The organism is Bacillus sp. FJAT-29814, assembly GCF_001510715.1.
Classification (GTDB): Bacteria; Bacillota; Bacilli; order Bacillales; family Cytobacillaceae; genus Neobacillus.
The window spans coordinates 379,669-405,903 of record NZ_LMTJ01000002.1 but is presented as its reverse complement, the minus strand read 5'-3'; the positions used below and the strand labels follow the sequence as shown (position 1 = coordinate 405,903).

40 protein-coding genes are annotated in these 26,235 nt (G+C 40.6%); 26 read left to right on the top strand and 14 right to left on the bottom strand.

Features of this window, described 5'->3' with window-relative positions:
• Complete coding sequence (locus tag AR334_RS06005) at positions 1 to 1,224, bottom strand: hypothetical protein (protein WP_066306821.1); 1,224 nt, start codon at positions 1,222 to 1,224, stop codon at positions 1 to 3.
• A 157-nt stretch (positions 1,225 to 1,381) separates the two neighbouring features.
• On the opposite strand from AR334_RS06005, the gene AR334_RS06000 reads away from it, so the two are divergent.
• The 4 genes from AR334_RS06000 (at position 1,382) to AR334_RS05990 (ending at position 3,236) form a co-directional block, all read left to right on the top strand.
• On the top strand, positions 1,382 to 1,990 hold the full coding sequence (locus AR334_RS06000) for a YdcF family protein (protein ID WP_066306819.1): 609 nt from the start codon (positions 1,382 to 1,384) through the stop codon (positions 1,988 to 1,990).
• A 123-nt stretch (positions 1,991 to 2,113) separates the two neighbouring features.
• On the top strand, positions 2,114 to 2,257 hold the full coding sequence (locus AR334_RS29855) for a hypothetical protein (RefSeq protein WP_172799164.1): 144 nt from the start codon (positions 2,114 to 2,116) through the stop codon (positions 2,255 to 2,257).
• Between the two features lie 23 nt (positions 2,258 to 2,280).
• Positions 2,281 to 2,799: a GrpB family protein gene (locus AR334_RS05995; RefSeq protein ID WP_066306817.1), complete on the top strand. Its 519-nt coding sequence runs from the start codon at positions 2,281 to 2,283 to the stop codon at positions 2,797 to 2,799.
• Between the two features lie 29 nt (positions 2,800 to 2,828).
• Entirely contained in the window at positions 2,829 to 3,236 is a 408-nt protein-coding gene (locus AR334_RS05990; RefSeq protein WP_066306815.1) for an NUDIX hydrolase, read from the top strand.
• Between the two features lie 66 nt (positions 3,237 to 3,302).
• Here the strand turns inward: AR334_RS05990 and AR334_RS05985 are convergent, their stop codons facing one another.
• Complete coding sequence (locus AR334_RS05985; protein WP_066306811.1) at positions 3,303 to 3,731, bottom strand: helix-turn-helix domain-containing protein; 429 nt, start codon at positions 3,729 to 3,731, stop codon at positions 3,303 to 3,305.
• A gap of 217 nt (positions 3,732 to 3,948) precedes the next feature.
• Here AR334_RS05985 and AR334_RS05980 point away from each other — a divergent pair, with 217 nt between their 5' ends.
• Complete coding sequence (locus AR334_RS05980) at positions 3,949 to 4,761, top strand: MBL fold metallo-hydrolase (protein ID WP_066306810.1); 813 nt, start codon at positions 3,949 to 3,951, stop codon at positions 4,759 to 4,761.
• Positions 4,733 to 4,924, top strand: coding sequence for a DUF1272 domain-containing protein (locus tag AR334_RS05975; protein WP_066306807.1), 192 nt, complete (start codon positions 4,733 to 4,735; stop codon positions 4,922 to 4,924). The genes AR334_RS05980 and AR334_RS05975 overlap by 29 nt, the downstream gene beginning before the upstream one ends.
• A 49-nt stretch (positions 4,925 to 4,973) precedes the next feature.
• On the opposite strand, the gene AR334_RS05970 is transcribed toward AR334_RS05975, so the two are convergent.
• Together AR334_RS05970 and lepB are read right to left on the bottom strand one after the other, a co-directional pair.
• On the bottom strand, positions 4,974 to 5,312 hold the full coding sequence (locus AR334_RS05970) for a cupin domain-containing protein (RefSeq protein WP_066306806.1): 339 nt from the start codon (positions 5,310 to 5,312) through the stop codon (positions 4,974 to 4,976).
• A gap of 34 nt (positions 5,313 to 5,346) precedes the next feature.
• Entirely contained in the window at positions 5,347 to 5,874 is a 528-nt protein-coding gene (gene lepB / locus AR334_RS05965; RefSeq protein WP_066306804.1) for a signal peptidase I, read from the bottom strand.
• Between the two features lie 156 nt (positions 5,875 to 6,030).
• Here lepB and AR334_RS05960 point away from each other — a divergent pair, with 156 nt between their 5' ends.
• Together AR334_RS05960 and AR334_RS05955 are read left to right on the top strand one after the other, a co-directional pair.
• Positions 6,031 to 6,648, top strand: coding sequence for a LysE/ArgO family amino acid transporter (locus AR334_RS05960; protein ID WP_066306802.1), 618 nt, complete (start codon positions 6,031 to 6,033; stop codon positions 6,646 to 6,648).
• 57 nt (positions 6,649 to 6,705) lie between these two features.
• Positions 6,706 to 7,068, top strand: coding sequence for a hypothetical protein (locus tag AR334_RS05955; protein WP_066306798.1), 363 nt, complete (start codon positions 6,706 to 6,708; stop codon positions 7,066 to 7,068).
• Positions 7,069 to 7,235: 167 nt separating this feature from the next.
• On the opposite strand, the gene AR334_RS05950 is transcribed toward AR334_RS05955, so the two are convergent.
• Complete coding sequence (locus tag AR334_RS05950) at positions 7,236 to 7,856, bottom strand: LysE family translocator (protein WP_066306794.1); 621 nt, start codon at positions 7,854 to 7,856, stop codon at positions 7,236 to 7,238.
• A gap of 91 nt (positions 7,857 to 7,947) precedes the next feature.
• On the opposite strand from AR334_RS05950, the gene solA reads away from it, so the two are divergent.
• On the top strand, positions 7,948 to 9,084 hold the full coding sequence (gene solA, locus AR334_RS05945; protein ID WP_066306790.1) for an N-methyl-L-tryptophan oxidase: 1,137 nt from the start codon (positions 7,948 to 7,950) through the stop codon (positions 9,082 to 9,084).
• A 43-nt stretch (positions 9,085 to 9,127) separates the two neighbouring features.
• On the opposite strand, the gene AR334_RS05940 is transcribed toward solA, so the two are convergent.
• Complete coding sequence (locus tag AR334_RS05940; protein ID WP_066306787.1) at positions 9,128 to 10,855, bottom strand: ABC transporter substrate-binding protein; 1,728 nt, start codon at positions 10,853 to 10,855, stop codon at positions 9,128 to 9,130.
• Between the two features lie 339 nt (positions 10,856 to 11,194).
• Between AR334_RS05940 and AR334_RS05935 the strand changes: the two genes are divergently transcribed.
• The gene (locus AR334_RS05935) at positions 11,195 to 12,169 is read left to right on the top strand and encodes a DMT family transporter (protein ID WP_066306785.1); all 975 of its coding nucleotides are present in this window, start codon (positions 11,195 to 11,197) and stop codon (positions 12,167 to 12,169) included.
• Between the two features lie 68 nt (positions 12,170 to 12,237).
• Entirely contained in the window at positions 12,238 to 13,215 is a 978-nt protein-coding gene (locus AR334_RS05930; RefSeq protein ID WP_066306784.1) for a zinc-binding dehydrogenase, read from the top strand.
• A gap of 36 nt (positions 13,216 to 13,251) precedes the next feature.
• Here the strand turns inward: AR334_RS05930 and AR334_RS05925 are convergent, their stop codons facing one another.
• Genes AR334_RS05925 through AR334_RS05915 form a run of 3 tightly spaced genes read right to left on the bottom strand, consistent with a single transcriptional unit; the run spans position 13,252 to position 14,170 of the window.
• Positions 13,252 to 13,530 (bottom strand): DUF3784 domain-containing protein, encoded by a 279-nt coding sequence (locus AR334_RS05925; RefSeq protein WP_253701190.1) that lies wholly within the window; start codon positions 13,528 to 13,530, stop codon positions 13,252 to 13,254.
• Positions 13,531 to 13,554: 24 nt separating this feature from the next.
• Positions 13,555 to 13,926: a hypothetical protein gene (locus AR334_RS05920; protein ID WP_066306781.1), complete on the bottom strand. Its 372-nt coding sequence runs from the start codon at positions 13,924 to 13,926 to the stop codon at positions 13,555 to 13,557.
• A 25-nt stretch (positions 13,927 to 13,951) separates the two neighbouring features.
• Positions 13,952 to 14,170, bottom strand: a complete 219-nt coding sequence (locus AR334_RS05915; RefSeq protein ID WP_172799163.1) for a helix-turn-helix transcriptional regulator — start codon at positions 14,168 to 14,170, stop codon at positions 13,952 to 13,954.
• A gap of 152 nt (positions 14,171 to 14,322) precedes the next feature.
• Here AR334_RS05915 and AR334_RS05910 point away from each other — a divergent pair, with 152 nt between their 5' ends.
• Both AR334_RS05910 and AR334_RS05905 read left to right on the top strand, forming a co-directional pair.
• The gene (locus AR334_RS05910) at positions 14,323 to 15,027 is read left to right on the top strand and encodes a YjjG family noncanonical pyrimidine nucleotidase (protein WP_066306780.1); all 705 of its coding nucleotides are present in this window, start codon (positions 14,323 to 14,325) and stop codon (positions 15,025 to 15,027) included.
• Between the two features lie 183 nt (positions 15,028 to 15,210).
• Positions 15,211 to 15,414, top strand: a complete 204-nt coding sequence (locus AR334_RS05905; protein WP_066306777.1) for a DNA-binding protein — start codon at positions 15,211 to 15,213, stop codon at positions 15,412 to 15,414.
• 5 nt (positions 15,415 to 15,419) lie between these two features.
• On the opposite strand, the gene AR334_RS05900 is transcribed toward AR334_RS05905, so the two are convergent.
• Positions 15,420 to 15,764: a YqzG/YhdC family protein gene (locus tag AR334_RS05900; protein WP_253701189.1), complete on the bottom strand. Its 345-nt coding sequence runs from the start codon at positions 15,762 to 15,764 to the stop codon at positions 15,420 to 15,422.
• A gap of 98 nt (positions 15,765 to 15,862) precedes the next feature.
• Here AR334_RS05900 and AR334_RS05895 point away from each other — a divergent pair, with 98 nt between their 5' ends.
• Complete coding sequence (locus AR334_RS05895; protein WP_066306771.1) at positions 15,863 to 16,288, top strand: DUF1801 domain-containing protein; 426 nt, start codon at positions 15,863 to 15,865, stop codon at positions 16,286 to 16,288.
• On the opposite strand, the gene AR334_RS29395 is transcribed toward AR334_RS05895, so the two are convergent.
• Positions 16,285 to 16,467, bottom strand: a complete 183-nt coding sequence (locus AR334_RS29395) for a hypothetical protein (RefSeq protein ID WP_156431185.1) — start codon at positions 16,465 to 16,467, stop codon at positions 16,285 to 16,287. The genes AR334_RS05895 and AR334_RS29395 overlap by 4 nt on opposite strands.
• A 221-nt stretch (positions 16,468 to 16,688) precedes the next feature.
• On the opposite strand from AR334_RS29395, the gene AR334_RS05890 reads away from it, so the two are divergent.
• Genes AR334_RS05890 through AR334_RS05880 form a run of 3 tightly spaced genes read left to right on the top strand, consistent with a single transcriptional unit; the run spans position 16,689 to position 18,901 of the window.
• Entirely contained in the window at positions 16,689 to 17,225 is a 537-nt protein-coding gene (locus AR334_RS05890) for a sigma-70 family RNA polymerase sigma factor (protein ID WP_066306769.1), read from the top strand.
• Entirely contained in the window at positions 17,225 to 17,629 is a 405-nt protein-coding gene (locus tag AR334_RS05885) for a PadR family transcriptional regulator (RefSeq protein ID WP_066306767.1), read from the top strand. The genes AR334_RS05890 and AR334_RS05885 overlap by 1 nt, the downstream gene beginning before the upstream one ends.
• Positions 17,630 to 17,635: 6 nt before the next feature.
• A complete protein-coding gene (locus AR334_RS05880) occupies positions 17,636 to 18,901 on the top strand; it encodes an FtsW/RodA/SpoVE family cell cycle protein (RefSeq protein ID WP_066306765.1) in 1,266 nt (421 codons plus the stop codon).
• A gap of 78 nt (positions 18,902 to 18,979) precedes the next feature.
• On the opposite strand, the gene AR334_RS30570 is transcribed toward AR334_RS05880, so the two are convergent.
• Together AR334_RS30570 and AR334_RS05875 are read right to left on the bottom strand one after the other, a co-directional pair.
• Entirely contained in the window at positions 18,980 to 19,114 is a 135-nt protein-coding gene (locus AR334_RS30570; protein WP_301337150.1) for a hypothetical protein, read from the bottom strand.
• Positions 19,115 to 19,148: 34 nt separating this feature from the next.
• Positions 19,149 to 19,391: a hypothetical protein gene (locus AR334_RS05875; protein WP_066306757.1), complete on the bottom strand. Its 243-nt coding sequence runs from the start codon at positions 19,389 to 19,391 to the stop codon at positions 19,149 to 19,151.
• A gap of 148 nt (positions 19,392 to 19,539) precedes the next feature.
• On the opposite strand from AR334_RS05875, the gene AR334_RS05870 reads away from it, so the two are divergent.
• The 3 genes from AR334_RS05870 (at position 19,540) to AR334_RS05860 (ending at position 21,330) form a co-directional block, all read left to right on the top strand.
• Positions 19,540 to 20,103 carry a GNAT family N-acetyltransferase gene (locus AR334_RS05870; RefSeq protein WP_066306755.1) on the top strand — a complete coding sequence of 188 codons (564 nt, stop codon included), beginning with the start codon at positions 19,540 to 19,542 and terminating at the stop codon, positions 20,101 to 20,103.
• A 390-nt stretch (positions 20,104 to 20,493) separates the two neighbouring features.
• Complete coding sequence (locus AR334_RS05865) at positions 20,494 to 20,895, top strand: DUF1259 domain-containing protein (RefSeq protein WP_066306754.1); 402 nt, start codon at positions 20,494 to 20,496, stop codon at positions 20,893 to 20,895.
• A gap of 126 nt (positions 20,896 to 21,021) precedes the next feature.
• Complete coding sequence (locus tag AR334_RS05860) at positions 21,022 to 21,330, top strand: hypothetical protein (protein WP_066306753.1); 309 nt, start codon at positions 21,022 to 21,024, stop codon at positions 21,328 to 21,330.
• A 32-nt stretch (positions 21,331 to 21,362) separates the two neighbouring features.
• Here AR334_RS05860 and AR334_RS05855 read toward each other — a convergent pair whose 3' ends face one another.
• On the bottom strand, positions 21,363 to 21,980 hold the full coding sequence (locus AR334_RS05855) for an NUDIX hydrolase (RefSeq protein ID WP_066306749.1): 618 nt from the start codon (positions 21,978 to 21,980) through the stop codon (positions 21,363 to 21,365).
• Between the two features lie 65 nt (positions 21,981 to 22,045).
• On the opposite strand from AR334_RS05855, the gene AR334_RS05850 reads away from it, so the two are divergent.
• The 6 genes from AR334_RS05850 (at position 22,046) to AR334_RS05825 (ending at position 26,180) form a co-directional block, all read left to right on the top strand.
• Positions 22,046 to 22,513: an N-acetyltransferase gene (locus AR334_RS05850; RefSeq protein WP_253701188.1), complete on the top strand. Its 468-nt coding sequence runs from the start codon at positions 22,046 to 22,048 to the stop codon at positions 22,511 to 22,513.
• A 290-nt stretch (positions 22,514 to 22,803) separates the two neighbouring features.
• Positions 22,804 to 24,045: an MFS transporter gene (locus AR334_RS05845; RefSeq protein ID WP_066306747.1), complete on the top strand. Its 1,242-nt coding sequence runs from the start codon at positions 22,804 to 22,806 to the stop codon at positions 24,043 to 24,045.
• Positions 24,046 to 24,144: 99 nt separating this feature from the next.
• Entirely contained in the window at positions 24,145 to 24,681 is a 537-nt protein-coding gene (locus AR334_RS05840; protein WP_066306745.1) for an HD domain-containing protein, read from the top strand.
• Between the two features lie 23 nt (positions 24,682 to 24,704).
• The gene (locus AR334_RS05835; protein ID WP_066306743.1) at positions 24,705 to 25,211 is read left to right on the top strand and encodes a GNAT family N-acetyltransferase; all 507 of its coding nucleotides are present in this window, start codon (positions 24,705 to 24,707) and stop codon (positions 25,209 to 25,211) included.
• An 11-nt stretch (positions 25,212 to 25,222) separates the two neighbouring features.
• Positions 25,223 to 25,621, top strand: a complete 399-nt coding sequence (locus tag AR334_RS05830; RefSeq protein ID WP_066306738.1) for a GNAT family N-acetyltransferase — start codon at positions 25,223 to 25,225, stop codon at positions 25,619 to 25,621.
• 16 nt (positions 25,622 to 25,637) lie between these two features.
• Entirely contained in the window at positions 25,638 to 26,180 is a 543-nt protein-coding gene (locus AR334_RS05825) for a GNAT family N-acetyltransferase (RefSeq protein WP_066306737.1), read from the top strand.
• Positions 26,181 to 26,235: the final 55 nt, after the last annotated feature.

Sequence of the window (26,235 nt, the reverse complement as noted above, 5' to 3'; positions counted from 1 at the left end):
TTATTTCCCGCTCCCCTTAACATAAAAGTTTTGAACTTCCGCGGAGACTTTGTCTGCAGGACCATAAGTGCTTTCAATGGCTTCTAAAGTTCTAATCTGACATGTATCCATTTTATGTTCTGAGCGTTGGTCGATATAGTCGAATTTCGATAAATAGCCAAGCATTTTCATAAAAGTAGGCAGACCCTTGGTTTCTATTAAATAATTAGAGATTAGAAATCCGTCACGATACATCGAGCCTTCAGGGTCTGTGTAATCAATGGTTCCAAGTTCCGCAATGGTCTTAACCGAACTGGAAGCTTTCATTGCCTTAGCAGCCCTTTCTTGTGCTAGTTTAGGATCATATGATACTTGGCCGGACGAGTCCCTAATCACCGTGCCTTCCAAATAAGACGCAAATCCTTCCTGGAAGTAAATGGTCGCATTATCGTTTGCCATTTCCCCCACCATTTTGTGTGTAAGCTCATGGGCCAAAAAGCGGAAAATGGTATCGGAAAGAGCCGTTGTAATTTTAAGCGACTCCCCGATCTCATTCCATCCGCCTAATGCGATCCAAGGAACGGTCGCAGATACTTCGTTGCTGGTTGGATAGATTTTTATCGAAATCGGTTGTGGTTTCCAATTAAATTTCTTTGAATAGAAATCTACAATATCAGTTGCATCCTTAAACGTTTGGGTGGCTGCCGTTTCTTGTCCCTTAGGGTAATAGACTGTCAGTTGTCCGGAATCGGAGACCATTTTTTCAAAAGGAACATCGTTTAAAATCCACCTGTCCCCTGATTTAATCATTTGGTAGGCCACCGTGTTCGTTGTGCTTCCAAGCTTTGGATGGCTCATCATTACACTGAATCGAACAGTGGCGATTGCATCATCCTCTTGGTGAAAACTGTATAATTTTACTGATACTGTGTAGCCTTGCTGTTTCTTAAATTTCACCTCATCAATCCAACGCTGCTGTTCTTTGAAAAATGTATCATTTTCCTCATTTTGATAGCTCATGAATAAAGCTTTGTCATTGTCATCAACCGCCGTCGTGATTTGCTGCAAATCCCATTCAGGCGTGCCCTTATCTACAACGGGTTCACTGCTTTTTGTTGTTTCAGAAGGTGGTAGCTTCTCCGTTTGGGGCGTACTTTTCGCCTGTTCATTTTTACTGCTGCTGCACCCTGCTAAAAGACTGCCAAGCAGAAGGATCATTGTCCCAGCCTTTAAAAACCTCTTCATCTATTTCCTCCTATAAAAAGACATATTTCCTAAAATTCGGTAAAAGCTCAACAAATCCTTCTTTGTTGGAATATATTAAATGAGAAGGATTAGCTCCATTCATGTGGAAGTAATTGTAGGGGGGACCCAGGCGAATTTTTGAAAGCAGGAGTGAAAAATGTTTATTTCTAAATTAGATGGTGATCAACTCACGGATGTTCAGCTGACAAATCTTTTGTATAGAGGAATTGAGGATACTAATGAAACCGGGGACTGTATTTTTGTCGCCGGCAGCAGTCATGCAGTGAAATTCCGGTTGCCGAAAGCGGTAGAGTTATATAAAGCAGGCAGAGCAGGGAAAATTCTATTTTCCGGCGGCGTAAAGTGGGAGCAAAATCAATTCACGGAAGCCATCATGTTAAAGAACGAGGCCATGAAGTTAGGCATTCCTGAAAAAGATATATTAATTGAAGATCTTTCATTGCATACAAAAGAAAATGTACTTGCCTCGCTCTTGGTACTGGACAGGGCCTTCTATTTGCACAATATCAAAAGGTTGTTGGTCGTGACCTCCCATTTTCATATGAGAAGGCTGCATTTGACACTTAAAACCTATATGCCGAGTTGGATTCAATTTACCTTGTGTCCAGTAAAGGATCAACTAACGAATGCGGATAACTGGTGTCTAACTGCCATTGGCAGAAAACGGGTTGAAACGGAGGCCAAAAAACTGATCAATTACGTGAAGTTAGGTGTTTTGGTCGATGAGAATATTGATATTGACTAGGGTTGGGAAAAGACAATTTTGCAATAATTGGCAATGCTTCAAGGGGCATTGCTTTTTCTTGTTTATTTATTCCATGTTTACCCAAGTTAGATTAGTATTAATTTAAACGGGGAAGGTGATTAAATGGATATCCTAATCCTGGTCTTATTGTTCGCGGGGATGTTTGCAATCTATGATGCGATAAGAAAAGTGAATAATAATATTTTGGACCAAACTGAGGAAATAAAAAAGGTACGAGAAGAATTATCGAAGAATAATAGAAACTAGATATTTAAAGGAGAATTCAATAAATGAAAGTTAGGCTTACAGACTTTTGTAAGGAATGGGCACAAATGTACCAAACAGAAGCCCAATTTTTAAAAACAATATTTGGTGACGAAGTTATCCAGTTTGAACATTTTGGGAGTACGTCGGTTCCTGGCATGAAGGCAAAACCTGTCATCGACATGATGTGCATCGTAAAGGACATCAACAAAATTGATTTTTTTAACGGAAAAATGGATGCTCTAGGATACGATGTTGCTGGTGAATGGGGAATTCCAGGCAGAAGATTGTTTCGAAAAGGCGGGGAAAACCGAACCCATCATATTCATTTTTACCAGAGTGATAACCCGCAAATCCAACGGCACCTAATCTTTCGGGATTATCTACGCTCCCATCCGGATGAGGCCACCAGGTATAGTGAATTTAAAGAAGAGCTGGCTCTAAGATTTGAAAACACGAGTGGATATAGTCTAGCCAAGAAGGCATTTGTATCGGAAATGGAACAGCGGGCACTCCTATGGCAAAGGATGGGGAGTAAAGGGTAAAGAAGTAATAAATAAGTGAGGGGAATGATATGGCACCACCAAAACACATTGTTTCAACGGCTACGATTGTATTAAACGAAAAAAATGAGATTCTATTAATCAAGGGGCCGCGCAGAGGATGGGAAATCCCTGGTGGACAGGTAGAAGAAGGAGAGTCGCTGCGGGCTGCCGCGATCAGGGAAACAAAGGAAGAATCGGGGATTGATGTAGAAATTATTAAGTTTTGTGGAATTTTTCAAAATATGAGTGAGTCCATTTGCAATACATTGTTTTTAGCAAAACCAATTGGAGGAGAATTTACCACTAGTTCTGAAAGTTTGGAAGTTGGCTTCTTCCCACTTGAACAAGCATTTGAAATGGTCACTTGGGGCAATTTTAGACAAAGAATTGAGTATTGCTTAAACGATGATCTTCAACCGTTCTGTGTGGAATTTTAAAAGTGTGTAAAAGGAAAATGGCTTGGAGGATCCCAAGCCATTTTCCTTTTCTATATTCGACATACATTAGTCATTAATAGGTTTTAATACCGGCTTATCTGTATACGTTTCACAATGTGGACAAGCATACGTCAAACGTACTTCATGGTCACAAACTTTATCTACGACCCGATAGTACGTTTTTTCAAAATGATTATTTCCCCAAATGGCCAAGGCGAACAGGACATCCTTTAGGGACCAGCCATCCTGTGTGAGTTCGTATTCATACCTCGGCGGGTGTTTGCTGTAAATTTTTGAAACGATTAAGCCTTCCTTTTCCAATAATTGTAACCGGTCCGATAATATATTCGGTGCTATACCAGTTAAAGAGTCCTTTAATTCATTAAATTTAGTAATTCCGTTCATGATGTCCCGAACGATTAATAATGTCCACCGATCCCCAATTATGTCAAGTGTATTCGCGATATTGCATGGTAAATTGTATTTCTTTTTCATTAGCTCACCCACCCTTAAAACTAATTTTAAACTAAATAGTTATTGTATATCAACTTTAGAATGGGATAGTAAGTTTTTAATAAAAAGTTAGTTGCAAAAAACTACTCATTAAAGTATTATTATCATAAGGTTGTGGAATAAAAAGGAAGTGGAGGCTAATAGTGGAGATAGCTACCGAGAAGTAAGGGACAATTAAGCTGAAATGGGGGAGATTATCTTGGAATTAAAAAAATTATCATGGGCAACGGTATTAGTTGAATCAAAAGAGACTTCTATTCTAATAGATCCATTGGGAGCGCCGATAAAAGGCCAAGACCGGCCGCTTGCAGCCAGACTGGGGGAGCCATTAGAGCCCTTGGTTTCTCTGGGAACCATCCAACGTCCTAATGCCGTATTAATTACTCATTTTCATCCGGACCACTTTGATTTTCAATCGGTCCTAAAATATTTTGGTAAAGATACTCCAATATATATTCCAAAAGATTCAGTCGATTATGCCCAAAAATGTGGATTTAATAACGTAATAGGGGTGGGGCCAAATGATGCTTTCCTTATCAACGATATGAAGGTCTCAGCTTCCTACTCCGTTGATGGTTATGGTTCTCCCCAAGTATCTTGGGTTGTGTCTGACAGCGTCCATACAATTGTGCACTGTGGGGATACCCAATGGCATGGGTATTGGTGGCGGATGGAGCAACAATATGGCCCCATACATGCTGCCTGTCTTCCAGTGAATGGCCCCATACTGGATGTTCAAGGATTAAAAACACAGAGTAGTTTGCCTGCATGCTTAACCCCCGAGGAGGCAGTGGAGGCAGCAAAACTATTAAATGCGAAATATCTGGTTCCCATCCATTACGGAACATTTGATTATCCACCATTCTATTGCGAAACAGAAAATGTCGAAGAAAGATTAATAGAAAGTGGAAAAGTGCAAGGCGTTAGCATTCAATTCTTAAAACCAAATGAACGACTATTCCTAAAAGAGGAGGTAATGGAAGATGGCATTAGAAATGAGAAAAAAATGTGAACGTTGTGATTCTTCCATTGAGGAAAATGCTGCCGCCTATATTTGTGTATATGAATGTACATTTTGCGAACCGTGCACCGAAGCGATGGAACATATTTGTCCTAATTGCGGCGGGGAGCTTGTAAGAAGACCTAGGAAACCCCAAAAAGTCCGGGCGGTATAATGGGTATTTAAAAAACCTTCCAGCAATAAATTTGTGGAAGGTTTTTATATTATCTTAATATCCTATCTCCCTTACTGGTTGGCTGAGACACAACAAGAAATTCCAAATCACTCTCGGTTTCATTAAACATTTGATGCGGAACAAGGGGCGGCACCTCATACCCTTCCTGGGGATGTAGATTTATACGTTCACCATCTACCTCGAGTGTGGCAATCCCGGAAAAGACAAAGAAAAATTGACGGGAACGCTCATGATGGTGTCTTACTTCAAATGTTTGCGGAGGCATACGCTCATGGATCACGCTCAGATATTCATTCTTAACTAAATGCCATCCGTCGCAATGAGGACCCCATATATAATGTTCGGCATTTGTCTTACTAATTTTCATTTATAATCACACCTATTTTTCAAAAAATGCGATGCTACTTCACCAATCTAATTTCTGTCACCGGAAAAAATATAAATTCACTTGTTCCAACAATCTGATCCTCTTTGATAAAACCAAGGCCATTCCGGCTGTCCATGCTGCGGAGACGGTTGTCGCCCATGACAAAATAATGACCTTTTGGAACGGTTATCGGGCCAAAATCGCCTGTTAACTTACTGCCCAGCTGCTGAGCAGCCTTTAGATTTTCAGAGAGGTACGTTTCTTTCACTATTTCCCCATTGATGTATAATTGATCGGTTTTCATTTCAACCTGGTCACCCGGAAATCCGATTACCCGTTTTACATAGTTTTTCTCGGTACCTTTAATGATGATAATGTCCCCTCGCGAAAAATCCCCCGCTTTATTGACGAAAACTTTTTCTTGATTATGCAGGGTAGGTTCCATTGAAGAGCCTTCTACCATGTATGGAGCAAATAAAAACGTCCTAATTACAAATGCAATCCCAATGGCAATGAATATCGATTTACCCCAGCTTACTAACTCATTTCTTGAATCTGACATTTGGAACAACTCCTTTGTACGTGTCTGTATTTGAAAGTATTCAACAATGTAAGGCACGATTCCTTCTAAACGACGTATTGGAGTTGAAAAAGTTACAAGCTTACTAGTTTTGTTATAAAATGGTTAAATATCAGTTCATTATTTAGGAGGAGAACCATGTTAGCAGCATTACTTCACGGAATTGTTTTGGCCTTTGGACTCATCCTTCCACTTGGGGCACAAAATGTCTTTGTCTTTAATCAAGGTGCTTCACAGCCAAAATTTAGAGGAGCAATTCCTGTTATCCTTACTGCTTCGCTGTGCGACACCTTACTTATTTTATCGGCCGTATTGGGAGTATCCGTCATTGTCTTCACGATTCCAGTCTTGCAAACTATTTTATTTACAGTTGGAATTTTATTTTTGCTATATATGGGTTGGTCGATATGGAAGAGTGACCCGGCCAGCTTAAGCCAAAGAGAAGCGGCGATGCCGATGAAAAAGCAAATTATGTTTGCCATGTCCGTTTCCTTGCTTAACCCTCATGCGATTCTTGATACTATAGGTGTTATCGGTACGAGTTCTATTGGCTACACCGGTTCAGAAAAAGTCGGATTTACGATTGCCTGCATCGTGGTTTCGTGGCTTTGGTTTCTCGGTCTTGCCATTGCCGGAAAAATCGTAGGGAATTTCGATTCGGAAGGAAAGTTTTTACGAATGCTCAATAAAGTGTCTGCCATCATCATTTGGGGCGTGGCGGTCTATATTGCTATTCAGTTGTATGAAACATTGTAAAAAATAAGTAAAACTTCCAGTGGAGACTGCTCCAATAAGTAATAAGGGTGATTCACTATGAACATTATTAAAGAACAGGGAATTGAAAAACTGTTTAAAACTTTAAATCCAAAGTTAGATAAGACTAACATCATCGTGCTTGAGGATGAAGGCTTAACGAAACTATTAGATAATTTTTTGTTTTTGGAGCAATATGCCGAAGAAATCATCGCGAGTTCTTCATCTATCTACGAAGAAGTCCTTTACAGCCAATACTATTGGTTTATTCAGTTTAAAAATCAATATTTTGCTAAAGAAGGTTATGATGGCGGGATGGATCAGATGGCTTTTCATTTGATTGAAAATATTTGTAATGAACTGGATGGAAATGTTGATTGGGAGTTGCTAGAGAGGATAAGTAAAACGGATAATTCTGAATGAAAATATCCGAAGTCGAGCTACCTTCGGACAAAAACGCAACAAAACGAAGCGAAAATGTCCGAAGATGGGCCAACTTCGGACAAAATCACAACCAAAACAAGTGAAACTGTCCGAAGACGAGCAAACATCAGATTAGGTCGCCAATACCCATGAATGGCTACCCAAGTTTAATGTGTTTTTTCCATTGCCAGCGTAACGCCAAAACCAATCAGCACCGTGCCGGTTAGTCCTTCAAAAACAGCTTGTGTCCTTGGCTTTTTCATGAACGCGCTAATTTGGTTTAGCAGATAGATATAGAACACAAACCATAGGGCGGTTAATACGGTATAGGTCAATCCCATTGTAAGAAATGGTACAAATGTATCGCTTCCCGCATCCACAAACTGTGGCAGGAAGGTCAGGAAAAAGACAGCAACTTTCGGGTTTAGCAAATTGGTCAGGAATCCTTGTTTAAAACAAGATTTATTTTCATACTTGTTTTCAACAGCCAGCTCGGCAGGTTTCTTGCTTTTTAATGCCCATAATGTTTTAAACCCAAGATACATAAGGTAGACGGCCCCGACATACTTGAAAACGGAAAATAACATAGCCGATTTCACGATGATCGCGGACAGTCCCACCACCGCAGCCAATGTATGAATCATAAGTGCGCAGCAGGTACCGATGACGGTTTTAAAACCGCCGGCTTTCCCGACAGTCAGGGTATTATTTGTTGCAATCGCCGTATCCGGTCCAGGCAAAATAATAAGTAAAATCGACATAATCACGAACAAATAAAAATTCTCCATTGTATTAACCACCTTTTGAAAATGATAAAATTAATTTACCACAAATTTTTAGAAAAGTAAGTGAATTTACGAAAAAGTAAAGGTGAAAAAAATGAATTCGAATCATTATGATGTGATTGTTATTGGGGCAGGTTCCATGGGAATGGCAGCCGGCTATTTTTTAGCCAAAAGTGGGAAAAGAACACTATTGCTGGATTCCTTTAATCCGCCGCACAACAATGGCAGTCATCACGGAGACACAAGAATTATCAGATACGCCTACGGGGAAGGGGCGGAATATGTCCCATTAGCGCTTAAAGCTCAAGAATTGTGGAACGACCTAGAGAAAGCGACAGGGAAGCCATTGTTTCTGCAAACCGGAGTTCTGAATGTAGGTATGGAAAAAACGGATTTTATTCAAAACATCATTTCCAGTTCGCAGACCTACTCCTTGCCATTGGAGGTTCTAACTTCAGATGAAGTCAATAAACGATGGCCGGGAATCTCACTGTCTAATGAATACATTAGCTGCTTTGAGCCGACATCAGGTGTCTTAAAGCCAGAGGAATGTATTTCAGCTTATCGAGAACTTGCAGAGCAGCACGGCGCATCTATAATAACAAATACTAGAGTAAAAGAAATCAAAGCCCAAAATGATGGAGTAGCAATCAACACGGGAAATCAGACTTACTATTCCGATTCACTTGTGGTTTCTGCGGGTGCATGGTCGGGAGAACTCCTTTCCATGTTAGATTTAAAGCTTCCTCTCCAACCGATAAGAAAAACATTTGCCTGGTTTGAAGCGGATGAACGTTTATATAATCATAAAGATTTTCCAGCCTTTGCGTTCAATACCTCTAAAGGCCTTTATTATGGTTTTCCTAGTATCGATGGTTCTGGATTGAAGGTTGGTCGTCACGACGGCGGTGAACAAATAAACCCGGATCAACCAATGCTTGGGTTTGGTGAGTTGGCGGAAGATGAAGCTGATTTGGTGCAATTTTTGAACTCGAATATGCCTAATAGCCACCATTTGAAGTATGGTAAAACCTGCATATACACCCTGACTCCTGATGAAAATTTCATTATTGACCTGCACCCGGCCTATTCAAACATTGCCATCGCAGCTGGATTCTCTGGACATGGCTTTAAATTTAGCAGCGCTGTGGGACAGATATTATCGGAATTGATTAGCTCAGGTAAGACAGAGCAAGATATCTCCTTATTTGCGATAAATAGATTTATATAAGTCATCGGGGACAAAGCTTAGCCTTCCGTGCGAAGGACTAAGCTTATCCATTTATCCATAACTTTTTATAATCAATCAATCCAAAAGAGTCAACTTGAATATTATGAATCATCGAGTGGAAGGTTCTTTGCTTTACAGGATGATAGAGATAAATGAAAAGATTTTCAGTCTTGATGTAGTTTTCAGCTAGGTTTATCCACTTCTCCCTCCTATCCTTACTCTCTTCTTGCTGCATTTGGTCAAAAAATCCTTGCAGCTTGTTTAGGTGAGTAGGTGATAAAAAGCGGTTAAACACTAGTGTCTTATTTAAAAAAGCGCCTATAAAGGATAGATGATGGTCTGTCGAAGCCACTTCTCCCATAAGCAGGAGGTCGGCTTGATTCAACTCACTCTCATACAATTCTCCTAAATTGAACGTTCTAATTTGAAAGTGAAGATTTACTTTTTTAGCTTCTTTTTGGATCCACTCTGCATCCTCAACAAAGCTGGGCTGCCCAAGTACATAAAGTGTCAAAACGTCTCCATGATAATTTGCTTTTTCCAAAAGTGTCGGAACATCCGCAAAGTTTTTAACTGGGCTTTTGCTATTCCAATAAAAATAACTCGAAGCCTCCAACAGATTTTTCCTTCCCAGCTCACTCCACAATTTCTTCATATCCAGCAGGTTAAACATTGCTTCTCTAAAGAAAGGATTATGGACAATACTGTCCTTCCTAAAATTAAACACCAAACACCTGAAGCCAACTTCCGTAATACTCTTTACCGTTGTAGGGGCATCCTCTTCTTTATTCAGTAAATCGTAGCGTAAAGGTTGGTTAGCGGAGAATGGAAAATAGTAAATTTGTATTTCATCAATAAACGGGCGTGATAAAAAATAGTTGTCATTGGCCTTCAAAACGACTAAATCCGCTGATTTTTTGACCAACTCATATGCACCGGTGCCAATCCACTTTTCTTCTGCAAAGGGAACATTCCTAGGTAAGATGGCCATATTTTGCGAGCATACATATCTTAAAAAAAACCGGTTTGGCTTTTTTAACGAAATGCGAATTTTATAGGGTGACAGGCAATCTATTTCTTCAATATCCCTAACGAGCCAGTCATGCTGAGACGATGACGAACGGATTCTTTTAAAAGTGTATTTGACATCTTCGCTCGTTAGCAAATCTCCGTTATGAAAGCGGACGCCTTTCCTTAAATGGAATATCCATGTTTTCCCGCCATCCGGTGTTTCCCAGTGATGGGCTAACTGGGGCTTTACTAGGTCGGATTCTTGGTCGAAAACAAGTAAACTATCGGCTATTTGATGTATTAAAAACATTTCCACATTGGCAGAGGCATGAGCAGGATCAAGAGTCGTGAATCTCCTTTTAATATAGGTCTTAAGGACATCTGACGACTCACTGTCTGAGTAATAGCCAAATAGATTTTGAATTTCCTTGGATACATTGGAAACCCACGTTTTTGGAATCGGCAGCTGCATCATTTTAATTAAAGACTCTAAGTCATTTCCCTTTATTAATCTCGTCACTTCCGTTTCGACTTCCGCCTGAAAAGGCTTGAGAAATGTAATTATGGATGCTCTGCCTCTTCCGTTTCCGGGCAGATATACAAGTTTGCCATCTTGAACGTATTGTTTTATTTTCCTTTTTACATTCTTTTCACTGCAAAACCAAAGATCAGTAAGCTCTGTAAATTTAACATCAGCGGTAAATTGTTTTTCCCTGGGATAAAGATGAGCTCTCATTTGAAAATAGGATAAATCTTTCATAGCTGACCTCCGGCAGTTTTTCAAAAAAGGGGGACATTTTCGTCTTAATTATACCCTTTTTTAACCAGTTCTGTGGGTAGATAATGAAAACAAAATCAAATGGTAGCAATCAAGATTTGAAGGGGGAATACAACATGTTAGATGAACAATTGATGATAGAAGATAGGATTTTTATCTTTCAAAAAAGGTTGAAATTCTAAATTGGCTGGTCGTAAAAGAAAGTTCTAAAGACACAATTGCTAGTGAACTTGATGAAATACAGAAAGATATAAATTCAATTAGGCGGTATTTTTCGACAGCGGCAGTTGCTGGTACTGCCAAATCGGGGGAGTGAGTATAGTGCAGAAATTTTTACCCTATTTAGCCGCGCTATTAAATGCAGCCATTGTGGGCCTATCGTTTTTATTTACGAAAATGGCATTGGAAACAGCCTCGCCTGTTGACACATTGGGCTGGCGTTTTTTCATCGGTTGGGCAGTATTGAGCATATACTTGAAAATGTTTATGAAAAAGCTTCCTAACAAGAATATAAGGTTTGAGAAAAAAACCATCACTTCGTTACTTGTTCTGGCCTTGTTATATCCAACCATTTTTTTCAGCTTTCAGGCCTTTGGTTTAGCGTATACGTCTTCCGCTGAAGGAGGCATTATCATGGCCTTTTCGCCTGCATTGACAGCCCTGTTAGCTTCAATCTTTCTTAAGGAAAAGATGAATATCTTTCAAACCATTTTTATCTTCTTATCGATTTTTGGTGTAGTTTATATCTTTTACAGTAATGGATCCGGCATAACGGTTTCCGATGATAAAATCCTGGGCATTTTGTTTCTGCTGGTTTCAACAGTAGCTATTTCGGGGTATGCTGTGCTTTCAAGGTATCTCTCCGACTCCTTTACTCCGATTCAGTTGACCTATTTGATGGTTACAATGGGGATGTTATTTTTTAATCTGTGTGCGATTATCAAAAATGCATTAACAGGGGAACTCGCCGGCTATTTTTATTTGATCACAGAATTAAAATTTATCGGGTCTGTTCTGTTTTTGGGTATTTTTGCGACGATGATAACAGCATTTTTATCAAATTATATTTTATCCAAGCTGTCCGCATCGAGGATGAGCATTTTCTCTAACCTTTCGACCGTCATTTCTATCGCCGCCGGTGCTATTCTATTAAATGAACAAATTAATCTATACCACATTATAGGGTCAATCATGATTATTGCCGGGGTGCTCGGTACGAATCTATTAAAAGAGACATCGATCCAAAGAACAGATAAAGTATTTAAATCTAGATTAAGAGTGGATGAAAAGATTTAATATATTGGGCATTTATGGTAGTTTAAAAGAAAATTCTTTAAATTTTTTTATAAAAGGGGTAAGCATTAATGAAAGCAGTGGTAGTAACAAATTTCGGCGGACCTGAATATTTATCATACCAAGATATTGAGGTCCCTAAATTTAACGAGGATGAAGTACTGATCCAGGTAGTCAAGACGAGTGTCAATTTTGCCGATATTAAACAGAGGTATGGAAAAAAAGGAGGCAAATTGCCTTTCGTTCCGGGGCTGGATGCAGCCGGTTATGTAGTAGAAATTGGAGCGAATGTTTCTAATCTGACAGTAGGACAAAGAGTGATTGCCTTTACAAAAGGCGGTTCATATGCAGAATACGCGGTGGCATCCCATAAATTGGTCTATCCTATACCTGATGAATTAGACTTTGAGACAGCAGCGGCGTGTCCGATTGTATCATTCCTTTCCTATAGACTGCTCCACAATATCGCCAGAATAGAAGAGGGAGAGTCCGTACTGGTTCATGCGGCCGCCGGGGGCGTCGGCACCACGGCCACACAGCTCGCCAAATTAATGGGGGCTAGTAAAGTGATTGGGACAGTTGGACATCCTGATAAAATAAAAACAGCACTTGAAAATGGCGCAGATCATGTTATTTGCTATGAGCAGGAGGACTTCGCAGCGAAGGTAAATGAACTGACAAATGGCCTGGGAGTTGATATTATCCTTGATTCGATAGCCGGTGCAGTAACAGAGAACAGTTTTAATTGCCTGGCACCGTTTGGCCGGTTAGTCCATTTTGGAAATTCCAGCGGTCATGTCGGAAATATAAAAACAGTCGATTTGCATGCAAGCTGTCGGAGTGTTCTTGGTTATAGTTTGGGCACGACCAGACAGAAGAGGCCGGAGCTCCAGCGGGAAACGGCACAAAAAGTAATCCCTTACCTTGTAAACAAACAGTTAAAAATAGCGGTTGGCCATAGGTTTCCACTAAAGGATGCTGCCAGTGCCCATCTATTAGTTGAAAATAGGTTAAATAAAGGGAAGATCATATTGGATGTCTTAAATTAATATGCATAAAAAGCAGGAATTCTCCTGCTTTTTATGTTATTCGACCATCTTGGTATTGACATAACCAAGTAGAATCACATAACCCACAATCATAATCGGAAATAAAATTTCTGTATTCGGATGATCAATAAAAGCGGCGATTAACATGGCAATTCCTATAAGGAAGTTATATCCACCGACCAATTTTGCAAGTTTATCCTGGTCTTTCACACGTTTTTGATTAAAGCCTGACAATATCCAGGTTTGCTTTTTTACTCCAATAAGAAAAGCTAACACAAAAAGAATGACGGCAGTAACTATAAACGGTTGATTCATCTCCATGCCTCCTTAAAGATCTGGTTATCCCCGGCGTGCCAATAACGGAACGATATAAAATGCAACAATAAATGTGATAGATACATAAATAACAAGGTAGCTTGCCTTGACTAAATGTTCATTAAAAATTAAATCCGAGACGATTAAGTAAACTAATAAGAGCAGATTGGAAATAGAAAATGTCTGAAAAGAATATTCTTTGATGTTAGCGTTGATCCTTTCGTCATATTCGATTTCATCATTGGCTTCTTGCCGTTTCAACCTAAACCATTTGGCGCTTCCAACCCCCACAACAAGCCCTGCTAAAATGCCCCATTGAAGTTGGCCTGACAATAAACTGACAATAGAAAAAACCATAATTGCACTAATCAACACTTTTAATATCTGCACTTGCATGGTTTGTATCAACTCCCTATAAAAGTTACTCTTCTAACCAAAACAATTCGTCCAAGGGGCGTTCCAGGTGCTTACTGATTAGCAAACAAACACGAATAGTGGGGTTATATTTGTTAGCTTCGATTAAATTCATTGTCTGTCTTGTTACCCCAACCAACTTTGCCAGTTCGCCTTGAGTCAAATTGTTTTTCTCAATACGGGCCACTTTCACCTTGTTTTTCACAATGGACTCTTTCAACTTCATTACCTGCCCTTAAATGCTATATGCTTACATTGTAATATATATTTTACTTTTTGAACATATATATTACTTATAAAAATTAAATTGAGCATGTATTATCTTTATAACTGTAAATAAATGATAAAATGGAATAAATTTAGATTTTGGAGGCAGCCATGAATTACGAAACCATTTTATTTGATATCGATGATACATTATTTGACTTTGGAAAATCGGAAGAGAGCGCATTTCAGAAAGCATTTTTGAAGTTTGGTTTGCCTGCGGGGGTAGAGGATTACCGTCCACGATATAAGGAAATAAGTAAGGTCCTTTGGGGAGAATTAGAACAGGGGCTCATTGGCTTGTCTGAACTAGGAAAAGAGAGGTTTAACCGGCTTTTTATTGAGTATAATCTTGAAATAGATGGTGAGCTGTTTAACCGGATCTATCTTGAATATTTAGGTCAGGAGAGCCATCTGATGTCAGGTGCACAGGAAGTGTGTTCCAGTCTGACAGAATGCCGACTTGCGGTTATCACGAATGGGTTTGGCGACGTGCAGAGGTCAAGAATAGCGGGTTCACCGCTTCGTTCTGCGTTTGAGGCTATTATTGTTTCAGAAGAAGCGGGCTGCCAAAAACCTAATAAAGGGATTTTCGACTATGCTTTTTCCAAGCTCAACATTACCGATAAGGGAAAGGTATTGATTGTCGGTGATTCGCTGACATCTGATATCCAGGGCGGAATCAATTATGGTATTGATACCTGCTGGTTTAACCCGCATTATAAGGAAAACACAATGGCAATGAGGCCAACCTACGAAATACACGAACTTACAGATCTTTTAAAAATTGTCGGGCCCAAACAGGCCATACCTGTTTAGGCAGCATCGCAGAAATATGGGTGACTTTCGCGGATAAAATCGAAATATCGCCGATATATTGGTTTTTCCGCGGATATCTCACCCTAAATCGCGGATATAATGAGTTTTAGCGCGGATAAATTTTTTTCGCCGGAAAATTCCACCCTATCAGGGCGAGAAACACATCAAAAAGGAGCAATATTTATGGAATCCAAAGGTAATTTGCCGGAAAGACTGTCTAAACCCGCAAAAAGAGCTCTCCAGGGTGCCGGCTATGTTCGACTTGAACAATTAACTAAGGTCAGGGAAGCGGAAATCATGCAATTGCATGGAATGGGGCCAAAAGCGTTAGAGCTGCTCAAAAAATCCCTCGCGGAAAAAGGGCTAACATTTGCAAAAAATTCGTGAGAACTTTATCTTGTCGTCTCCCTAAACTTAGTACTAATGACTTTTTCAGTTGTATTTTCGAATTCAATATCAACAAATACACCAAACTCCCTCTGAGAATCTTTCAGCCAAAGTTTGAATTTTTCAACAGACGATTGCGGTCCGGTTGTTCTGCCAACATGAAGATAATCCACGATTTGCGCCTGGGGATATTTTTCATGGGTTTTTTTCATGGCTAATTGTCCCCATTTGGCATACGGAGGAATTGGTTTCTGCTGGGCAATCGAAATATGAGGCAATCCCACCAAGAATGCACCCTCAGTAAAAACCAGCGCCGAAGTAACCATTAGGCTAAACATGACCTTTCGCACTTAAAAGCCCCCTTTGTTTTTACATCTAGCTTGGCATTTTCACGAAATAATATGTAGGAAACGGCAACGTAAATATATCCAAAAGGAGCGTACCAAAAATGTATGAACAAAAAACAAAACCAACTGACAATAGTGTAATTGAGTTTATTGAAAATGTGGACAGTCCAAAAAAACGAGAGGATGCGTACAGGTTAGTTGAGGTGTTTACAGAAACAACCGGTTTTGAAGCGAAGATGTGGGGGCCAAGCATTATCGGGTTCGGGTCTTATCACTATAAATATGCCTCTGGTCATGAGGGAGATGCTCCGCTTGTCGGGTTTTCACCACGAAAGGCCAAAATTAGTTTGTATTTTGCTCCAGGTGAAACGAAACGCGAGGAATTATTAAAGGCATTTGGAAAACATACATCAGGTAAAGGATGTGTATACATTAATAAAGTCGCGGATATCGATATCGAGATGTTAAAACAGCTAATTATCGAGTCGGTTCAGTTTTTACAGAAGCAATATCCGAATCAAGGCTAAAGGAATTGTTCAAAGATGGCCAATAAAAAGAAGCCAAAGATAACAAATCCTATAAAAAGGGAAATATCTCTCTTCTCATTTTGCTCAACTTTCTTAGTCCGTTTTTTATACAAAGTTTCCCGATAGATTTTTTGAACCATTTGCTGCTTTGAATCAAATGGACTCCTTTGCATACTCATGGAATCACCCTATTTACTTATTTTTACATATTAGACGATTCAAAGAGGAAAAAAGTTGCAAGGGGGAGATAATATAGCCAATAGCTAATGAAGCAGGGGAACAACCCTGCTTTTTTCTGTTCAGCTGAGTTGGGAACCTCGCTCACTGCATACTTTTTTGAGAAAAAATAAAAACCTTCAGGATGGTGACATCGTCTAAGAATTAGCTAGGAGGGTTAATATTGGAAGAACTAACAGTACAAATGATTGAAACGGAAGATAAGGAAGTCCTAATCGATGAAATCATGTCAAGATATGGGCAGGAAATTCTCCAGCTTGTTTATTCATATGTTAAAAATCGGGCTGCCGCCGAAGATCTGACGCAGGATATTTTTATGAAGTGCTATAACAGCTTACATACTTATAGCGGCAAATCTAAATTAAGAACATGGCTGTGGAGAATTGCTATTAACCACTGTAAGGACTATTTAAAAAGCTGGTACAGCAAAAACGTAATTATTACCGAAGAAGACCCTTTGCACAGCGAAACAAAAAAAGAAATGGTCGAGCAGACTGTTATTCAAAAGGAAGAGGATGTCGAGTTAATAACCGCAATTATGAAGCTGCCGATTAAATATCGGGAAGTCATTTATTTATATTATTATGAGGAATTACTCATTAATGAAATTGCCGTGTTGACTGACGTAAGTGGTAACACGGTGAAAACGCGGCTAAGGCGTGCAAAAGAACTTCTAAAAGACCAATTGGAGGGAAAATGATGGAGGACCGTTTGAAAAATTTAAAAAAGTCAATGGATCGAACCACCTTTGCCAAGCTGCGGTTTACCGAACAGCATCAAAAGCAAATCCATGAGAGAATTGGCAAACAAGAACATTCAAGGGAGGAAGTGCTGCTTGCTCTCCTCCAGCTACTCGTTCAGGAAAAAACAGGCTTCGAATTGACCAAGCTTCTTCGAGGAAGAGGAATTCGGGCATTTGAGGACAATGAGGGATTCCTCTACATCCAATTACATCAGCTCGAACAGTCCGGCTGGATCCAATCCAATTGGCAAGAGGAGATTAAATATTATCGATTGACGGAAAAAGGGTTGAAAAGACTTCAAAAGTCTGAAAAAAACCAAAAAGACAAACAGCTGGTTTTGAAAGAATTATTTGAGAGGTGAAGCTACATGAATAAGCGCCATGTTTTTATAACTGAGGTTATTAATCATATAAAATCGAAGGAAGCTAAGAAGTATGTGGCAGAAGAATTAACCTATCATATAAAAGAGGCAAAAAAGGGATGGCTGGAAAAAGGACTAACAGAATCTCAAGCGGAGGAAAAAGCCGTTCAACAAATGGGCAGTCCAGGGAAACTGGGGGAGCAGCTGAGCAGGCTTCACCGTCCCAAGGTAGACTGGATACTAATTGGCCTGCTTGTAATGGCTTTCGGCCTTGGATTCATGCCACTGATTTCACTCGGCTATATAGATGAGAGATATTTTTCAATTAGCAAATTGATTACCGTCCTTCTCGGTGGAGCAGCTGCGGTCGGGCTAATGTTTTTTGATTATCGAAAGTGGAAGAAGTTAGGCTGGCTGTTTTACCTGGTTGGAATCTTCATTTTAATTATTTTAAGATTTTTTGCTTCGACAATGATTAATGGGACGCCGGTTTTAAGAATTCCATCGATTTTAACAATAGAAAGCACGATGGCGATTCCCTTCTTGTTCTTTGCTTGGGCTGCCTTTTTCAATAGTGAGAGGCTTAAGGTTTGGCAGTTTATCCCTTTATTTTCCATTCCGCTCAGTCTGTTTGTTACGATGCCAAGTATGGTGAATACTTACATCTACACAGTCATGGTCTTCGTGATGATGTGGTGGAGCAAATTCAACAGGAAAATCGTTATTGCCGTTTGGACAGCGATAGCTGGGGGCGTGGCGGTGCTGGTCATTAGTTTCTGGAGTATTCTAAAGAGCTATCAAAAAACAAGACTGCTTGCTTTTTTTTATCCTGAAAATGATCCCAACGGCGCTGGATATCTTTACAGTCGGATGCATGAGATACTGACTAAGGCAACATGGTTCGGGAATGCAGGTAGAAAAGAGTTTATCCCTGAAGCCCATACGGATTTTGTTTTTGTCAGTTTTGCCTACCACTATGGTTGGATGTTCGCCATCGTGCTAGTCCTAATCCTTACGTTACTGGCCGTGCGAATGGTGGCCGTTTCTTTCAAAATAAAAGATTCATACGGAAAACTGCTACTCATCGGAGCACTGGCACTGTATATAGTTCAATTGGCAACCCATCTTGCCATATCGTTCGGGGTTTTTCCTATCATTTCAATATCTTTGCCGTTTATCAGCTACGGTTTAATGCCAACACTGGTGAATGCAATCTTGATAGGGGTTGTTTTAAGCGTCTACCGGCGAAAGGATTTCATTTTAACTTATTAATTTTAGCAGCACAAAACTGTTTAATGAATATGTCGATGAATTTTATATGTCCAAGCTAATTTAGAGAAGACCGCCGCATTACAGGCGGTCATCTTCCCGTGCTCTTGTGGTATTTTTTATGTTCGCCTTACTTTTTAGCGTCTTTTCCGCCTGACTTTGGGTTGCAGGATTATTAAATTCATCGGCAGGAATTGTCTTTTCATTATTTTTCACATTGCTCCTTAGTTAGCTCTACCTTTATACGTAATCATTGCCATGTATCGAAAAATCCCAACGCGTACTTCACCGCTTCATGAATATCCTTTGTTTCGTAAGCTTCCATGTCCTCGTGAGAGATTTTCATTTTCACGCTCTCCAAGTCAAAACCGCTATCCAAATCAATTTCCAACAGAACTTCGTATCCTTCGGGTCCAACGGTTGAATCAATAATGTTAAACGTACGAATTGCGGACCCTGTTTCGTAATCCGTTGGTTCCAGACTATCTGCCATAACCACACCCCGTTTATCATGCATTCTTGACTACAGCTTTAGGTTTCCAATCGCGCATGGTGAGTATTCATATCCTTTCTTTTTAAAAAAAAGGAATTTCTTTATTGAACGAGAATTTATTGGTATCTGGAAATTGGAGTTGATCGAATTGACCGAAGTATATATTGATTGTGGAGAAATTTATCTGCGTGAATTCAGGATTGAAGATGTGGACACGATTTATGAGATTACCTCCCAGCCCGAGGTCTATGAATTTTTGCCTAGTTGGAAAACAACTCGGGAGCAGCGGTTAAATTACGTTGAGAATTATGAGATACCCTCAAATAATCGGTTTCTTGCAGCATTGCCGGACATTGAAGACCAGACGTATTTGAACTTGGCGATTATCTTAAAAGAAACGGGTAAGTTGATTGGCTTTTGCCATTCTGGGCTTAAGCAAGAATTGCCTGCCCCGAATCGGGAAATTGCCTATGGACTCTCGAAGTTTTATTGGAATCGGGGGTATGCCTCCATGGCTGCAAAAGGCTTAATTGACTTTTTATTTGAGGAGACAAATGTGGAGGTTCTTAATGCAGTGGCCCTCCCAAACAATGTTGGCTCTAATCGGGTTATCCGAAAATGCGGGTTTCAATTTATGGATGATGTTGAAATTGATGATCAGATCCATCATCATTACATACTTAACAGAAAGGATTGGAGAAAACATAAATAAAGTAATAATTTTGGTTGGGGGTCTCATTGACGACACTTTTGATGATCTTTTGTATGGAACTGTCGCCAATAGGCCTTATTGACAACACCTTCGCTGATTTTTCACATGGAAGTGTCGTCAATAGGCCCTATTGACGACACTTTTGGTGATCTTTTGTATGGAACTGTCGCCAATAAGCCTTATTGACGACACTTTCACTGAATTTTGCCTAGGAACTGTCTTCAATCATCATCTTTCCTAAAAATTCACCCTAAATACTCTATCTCAAGCTCGGGTTCAATAACCTTGCTATTATATCACTATCAAAAAAGGCAACCTCTAGAAAAATCCCTTCACATGCTTGTCCCTCTTTGCATATCGTATAGCATATCATCGAAAGGAGGGATTCGCGTGTCATCATCATCTTCAAATTCGTGCCAACGGCTCGCGAACATTATTGGCGGCGAGGTTATCACAGCAGCCCCTGTTTGCGTTGTCCAACGTCTCCGTAATATTAACGCGACCATTTTGGGCCGTCGGACCCGTTCCCCCTTGGCCCTGCCATTTGCACTTTCCTTTGAAAATAACCAAAATGGCAGAACACTTAACCTGGGCGAAACCGTCATCCTACAAAAGGAAATTAACCCATTTTTAACTGCATTACGAAGAAGAGGACTAATTGTCACCGCCGTTCACAATCACTGGCTATTTGACAGTCCCCGTTTAATGTATATGCACTGGGAAAATGTCGGCGACCCATTTGAATTTGCCAGAAACAGCTTTGAGGCAGCGAAAGAAGCTGGTCTCTTTTAAAGAGAAGAGCCATTTGTGTTCGAAAGTCACAAATGGCTTTTTTTATTATTCCTACCAAAACAGGAGATTTTTTTCAATAAATCTTGATTATGGTATGATTAAGGCAAAAGCAGATGGAGGAAAGCAGTGGTCAAGATGAAGGAAGTAAAGGTAAAAGGTCTAACACTAGAAAACATTAAGGTAAGAGAGACAAGCGGTTATAGTGGCTTAGAAATATACTTCACCATAAAGGGGAACTTATATAATTTCATGATTGCCAGAACAAACCCGCCAATGCCGCTCAATATTATCCATACCTTTAAGGAACAGGGAATTTGCCCCCTTTGCGAACGAACCATTTACCCCTATCCAATTGGTAACCAGCCTTGTCTTGAGTTGAAAAAAATCGACCGGTTACTATTAGAAAAATTTCTTAAATTTTTGCCTGCGAATTAAAAGGTATGGTCGCCTGCACCATACCCTTTTCATTAATCAAAGTACACCGGCTGATTGGGATTTTTAAAAAATGAAAACGCAATCCCGATTTGGTCCTTCGTAATGCGCGAGGGTGATAACGGCGGCAGTTCGTGTTCCGCAAAGAATCCAACACCACTTGTCTCTATTCCTTCGGTAGCTTGTCCGCCAACAATTTCACATTGGACAAACATTTTATAAACATGATAAGGGGAAGGCGGGTGAGCATGGCGTTTGTAATCGGTCACCGCTAGCAGTTTTACCGCTTTGACATCAAAACCTGATTCCTCCTTGACCTCTTTGGCTGCCACTTCACCAGGTGTAAAACCGATATCTGCCCAGCCCCCCGGAAGCGACCATTTGCCATCGTGGTTTTCGCGGACCATGAGGATTTGATTATCCTTAAACACAACTGCTCGTATGTCTACCTTTGGGGTCGCATATCCCGTTTCGTTAGCAAACAAATCTGCAATCATGGACTTTTCCAACCCAGTATGTTCTTGTAAAATCTCAACACTCATTTTTCGAATCGCTTCAAACCGCTCCAAGTCATAAATATCCTTGGAATAGGTTAATCCAGCCTGGGCGATGGACTGCAGTTGCTTCGCCCATTCCAGCCATTTTGGTTCCATATTTATCACCACCTGCTTGTATAATATTACCATATATATGAAAAGGGTTCATAGGAGTGTATGCTGTGAAAAAAGTAGTTTTAAAGTCAGTAGAACAAGATCATCGGAAATTGTATATGGAATGGCTCCTATTAGCGGATGAAAGTGAGGAAATTGTTAAGGGGTACATCAATGACGGGGAGATGTTCTCGGTTCTTTATGAGGGGCAGGCAGCAGGGGTCATCCTATTTACCTTTCACCCCGGGCATATGGTAGAGGTCAAGAATATGGCATTGGCCGAAAATTTCCGAGGAATGGGTCTGGGAAAAATGATTTTACAGGAAGCTTTTGAAATTTACCGAGCCCAAGGTATGCAAAAAATGATTGTGGGAACGGCCAATTCCAGCATTGCTAACCTGGCTTTTTATCAAAAAGTAGGCTTCCGGATGAGCGAAATTAAAAAAGACTTTTTCAAAAAATATCCGGAGCCGATTTATGAATATGGGATTCGGGCATTGGATATGGTCATGTTTGAGAAAAGTTTACAGGATTAGGCTATTTTAGTTAGGAAAATGCTCCTATTAAAATTTCTCTTTCCAATAATTGTATTTTCTTGAAACTTATAAACAAATCAAGTAATATGGTAATACGAAATTGCGAAAGGGTGGACTTAAAGCCAATGATGAACTAGTCCTATTTTTAGAAACCATTCGTCAATAAACGAACATTTTTCTGGATAGGATTAGTGCGGGCTTTTTATAAATGGAGGGCAAAAGTACCTAGTGTACTTTGCCTTTTGGTGCCTGTTTTGCCTCCTATCCAGATTGGATCAGGAGGTTTTTTTATGGAACAAACAAATTCTGAAATGACGATAGGGGCGTTATTTCGAAATCGAGTCATTCAAACGATTCTGCTTTCGACGTTTTTCCTGCAAATTGGGATCTGGGTCAGAAACTATTCGATTTTGCTTTTTGTTGTCGAGAAGACAAATGAAAATCCGATTGCGGTATCACTGATTTCGGTTGCCGAGTTTGCCCCAATCTTCTTGTTTTCCTTCATTGGCGGGACATTTGCAGACCGCTGGCGGCCAAAACGGACGATGATTTGGTGCGATTTCCTCAGCGCCATTTCTATATTTGTCGTTCTGCTGGCTCTTGTATATGGGAGTTGGAAGGCTATCTTCTTCGCGACGCTTGTGTCTTCAATTCTATCCCAGTTTTCTCAACCGTCCGGAATGAAGTTGTTTAAAACACATGTTAGGGAAGAACTCATCCAAATGGGGATGTCGATTTACCAAACGATGTTTGCGTTGTTTATGATTCTCGGTCCCGTTCTCGGTACATTTGTTTACCAGCAATACGGAATCGATGTTGCGATTGCGATTATGGGCGTGGCCTTCTTGCTGTCTGCCGGAATATTATTCCTGCTTCCGCCTGATCATGTGGCAGAGGAAAAGGAAGAAAACACAACTGTTGTGCAGGAAATGAAGGCAGGATTCAAGTATGTGCTAAACAGCCGGGCATTGACGCTCCTAGGCGGCTGCTTTGCCGCTGCCGGACTGGCATTGGGGTTGACGCAGCCGCTGGCGGTTTTCCTCGTCACTGAAAAGCTGGGGTTACCGAAGGAGCATCTGCAGTGGCTGATGGCGGCTTTTGGAGCAGGAATGATTTTGGGCGGAGGTCTGACGGTCGGTTTAGCGAAGAAAACACCGCCGCAAATCCTGCTCGCCATTGGAATGGCCGTGAATGTCATCGGATTTATCATGTTGGGTCTATCCGAATGGTTCTGGCTGACATTAGGAGTGCAATTTGTTACTGGTTTATTCATGCCATGTATCCATATCGGAATCAATACGATGATCTTGAAAAATACGGATGCGGCTTTTATCGGCCGTGTGAATGGAATTTTAAACCCGGTGTTTATGGGGACGATGGTCATTACCATGACCGCGAGCGGCTGGTTGAAGCAGACTTTTTCGCTTGTTGCCATGTATGAAGGATCAGCATTGCTATTCCTTGTTGGTGTCTTTTTCTTGGTTCCGTTAGTAAAAGGCTCGACTGTTATGAAAAAAACGGAAGGAGCCTAATTTAGAAGGGGAGCTTGCATTTGTATGCAGGCTCCTTTTTAATGGCTACAGATAGGAAAATAGTGGTAGAATTATTTTTATAAAAAGGAGGGGGTTCCAATGGATGTAATTGATAAAGCACTTCAGATTGCGGGCAGAGCCCATCAGCGTCAGTTCAGAAAAGGGACGGATATCCCGTATATAACGCACCCGGTGGCTGTTGGCATACTATTATTGAAGGCGGGTTACCGGGATGAGGTGGTCGCCGCCGGAATTCTGCATGATACAGTGGAAGATACAGACCTTACGATCGAGGACATTCGGCGCGAATTTGGCCCGGTGATTGTGGAAATCGTTGCAGGCTGTTCGGAGCCGGAAAAGACGCTTTCCTGGGAAGACCGAAAAGAACATACCATTGAATTCTTGAAAACTGCCTCGGAAGACATCCGTGCTGTCGCTTGTGCAGACAAACTCCATAATATCCGCTCGATCATCGATGATTACGCGAAAAACGGTGAGGCTGTCTGGGACCGCTTTAACCGCGGCAAGAACGATCAGAGATGGTATTATACGAGCTTGGTAGAAAGTTTATGTTCATCCGGATCGTTTCCGTTAGTCGAGGAATTGGAAAAAGAGGTTAAGCGGTTATTTAACTAATTTTTGAAGGCGGGGAGAATAACTTGGAAATTAGACTATTAAATTCAGCAGATGCCGAACAATATTGGGCTCTTAGGCTTGAGGCATTGCAACAGAACCCGGAAGCGTTCCTCACCAGTTATGAAGACGCCGTCAAACGAGAAAATCCCGTCGAACAGACAGCGCGGAACTTCGAAACAGTCGGGAACTTTACCTTCGGCGCCTTTTACGAAAATAAGCTGATGGGGGTCGTTACGCTGCTACAAGAGACACCATATAAAATCCGCCATCGCGCCAACATTTTCGCTATGTATGTCACGCCTGGCAAACGAGGTACGGGCACTGGGGAGGCTTTATTAGCAGCAGCTATCAATAAAGCAAAAACCATCGATGAAATTGAAAAACTCAATCTTACCGTAACGGCTGGAAATGAAAGGGCGAAAAAACTTTATATCAAACTGGGCTTTAAAGTATACGGATATGAGGAAAGAGCCTTGAAAATAAATGGCATTTATTACGATGATGAGCATATGGTACTGCACTTGAAATAAAGGAGATTTCTATGAAAATTATTTACCAGCCACCAGCCCCTTCAGCATACAATGAGCTAAGGGTTGAAGGCGGGCTCAGCAGAAAGTCGCTAGAAGCCGCCGAAATTGGTCTGTCAAACTCATTGTTTGCCGTCTCCATCTACGAGGCAAACACGCTGATTGGGATGGGCCGAGTCGTAGGTGATGGCGGCACGGTATTTCATGTCGTGGATATTGTTGTAAAACCGAGTTACCAAGGCCGGGGTCTCGGCAAGGTCATCATGCAGGAAATCATGGATTACCTTGATAAAAATACGTGCCCCGGCTCCTATGTCAGTTTAATCGCTGACGAACCGGCAAATAAGCTTTATGAGAAATTTGGTTTTCAATATACCTACCCAAAATCCCACGGAATGTACAAGATGTATTAAATAAGGCGGGAAGAAAATGTTAACAGGGAAAAATATATATGTACGGCCATTTACAAAAGAGGATGCTGCTGCACTCCTTGGATTGCAACAGGAGAACCGTCGATTCTTCGAAAGGTTTTCCTATGAACGAAACGAGGATTTCTATACACTTGAAGCACAACAGGAAAGAATCAAAAGCTTTCAAAAGGATTGGCAAGGGGACGAATCCTATCAATTTGGGATTTTTAAAAAAGAAGATGACAAACTAATTGGAACCATTAATCTGTTTCAAGTTCTTCGCGGATCCCTGCAAAGTGCGTTCATTGGTTATTTTTTAGATCAGCAGCACAATGGCAAAGGCTATACAACAGAGGCGACTCATCTTGTTGTACAATATGCGTTTGTCGAATTGAACCTTCATCGGATCGAAGCCGGCGTTATGCCGCACAATATCGGCTCCATTAGAGTCCTCGAAAAAGCAGGCTTTCATAAGGAAGGCATCGCCATTAAAAATGTCAAGATTAATGGGAAATGGGAAGACCATCAAGTGTTGGCCATCATCAATCCTAATGATGAATAGGATCAAAAAACCGGCTAGCCCCTTAAAGAGCTATGCCGGTTTTTATTAATAGTGG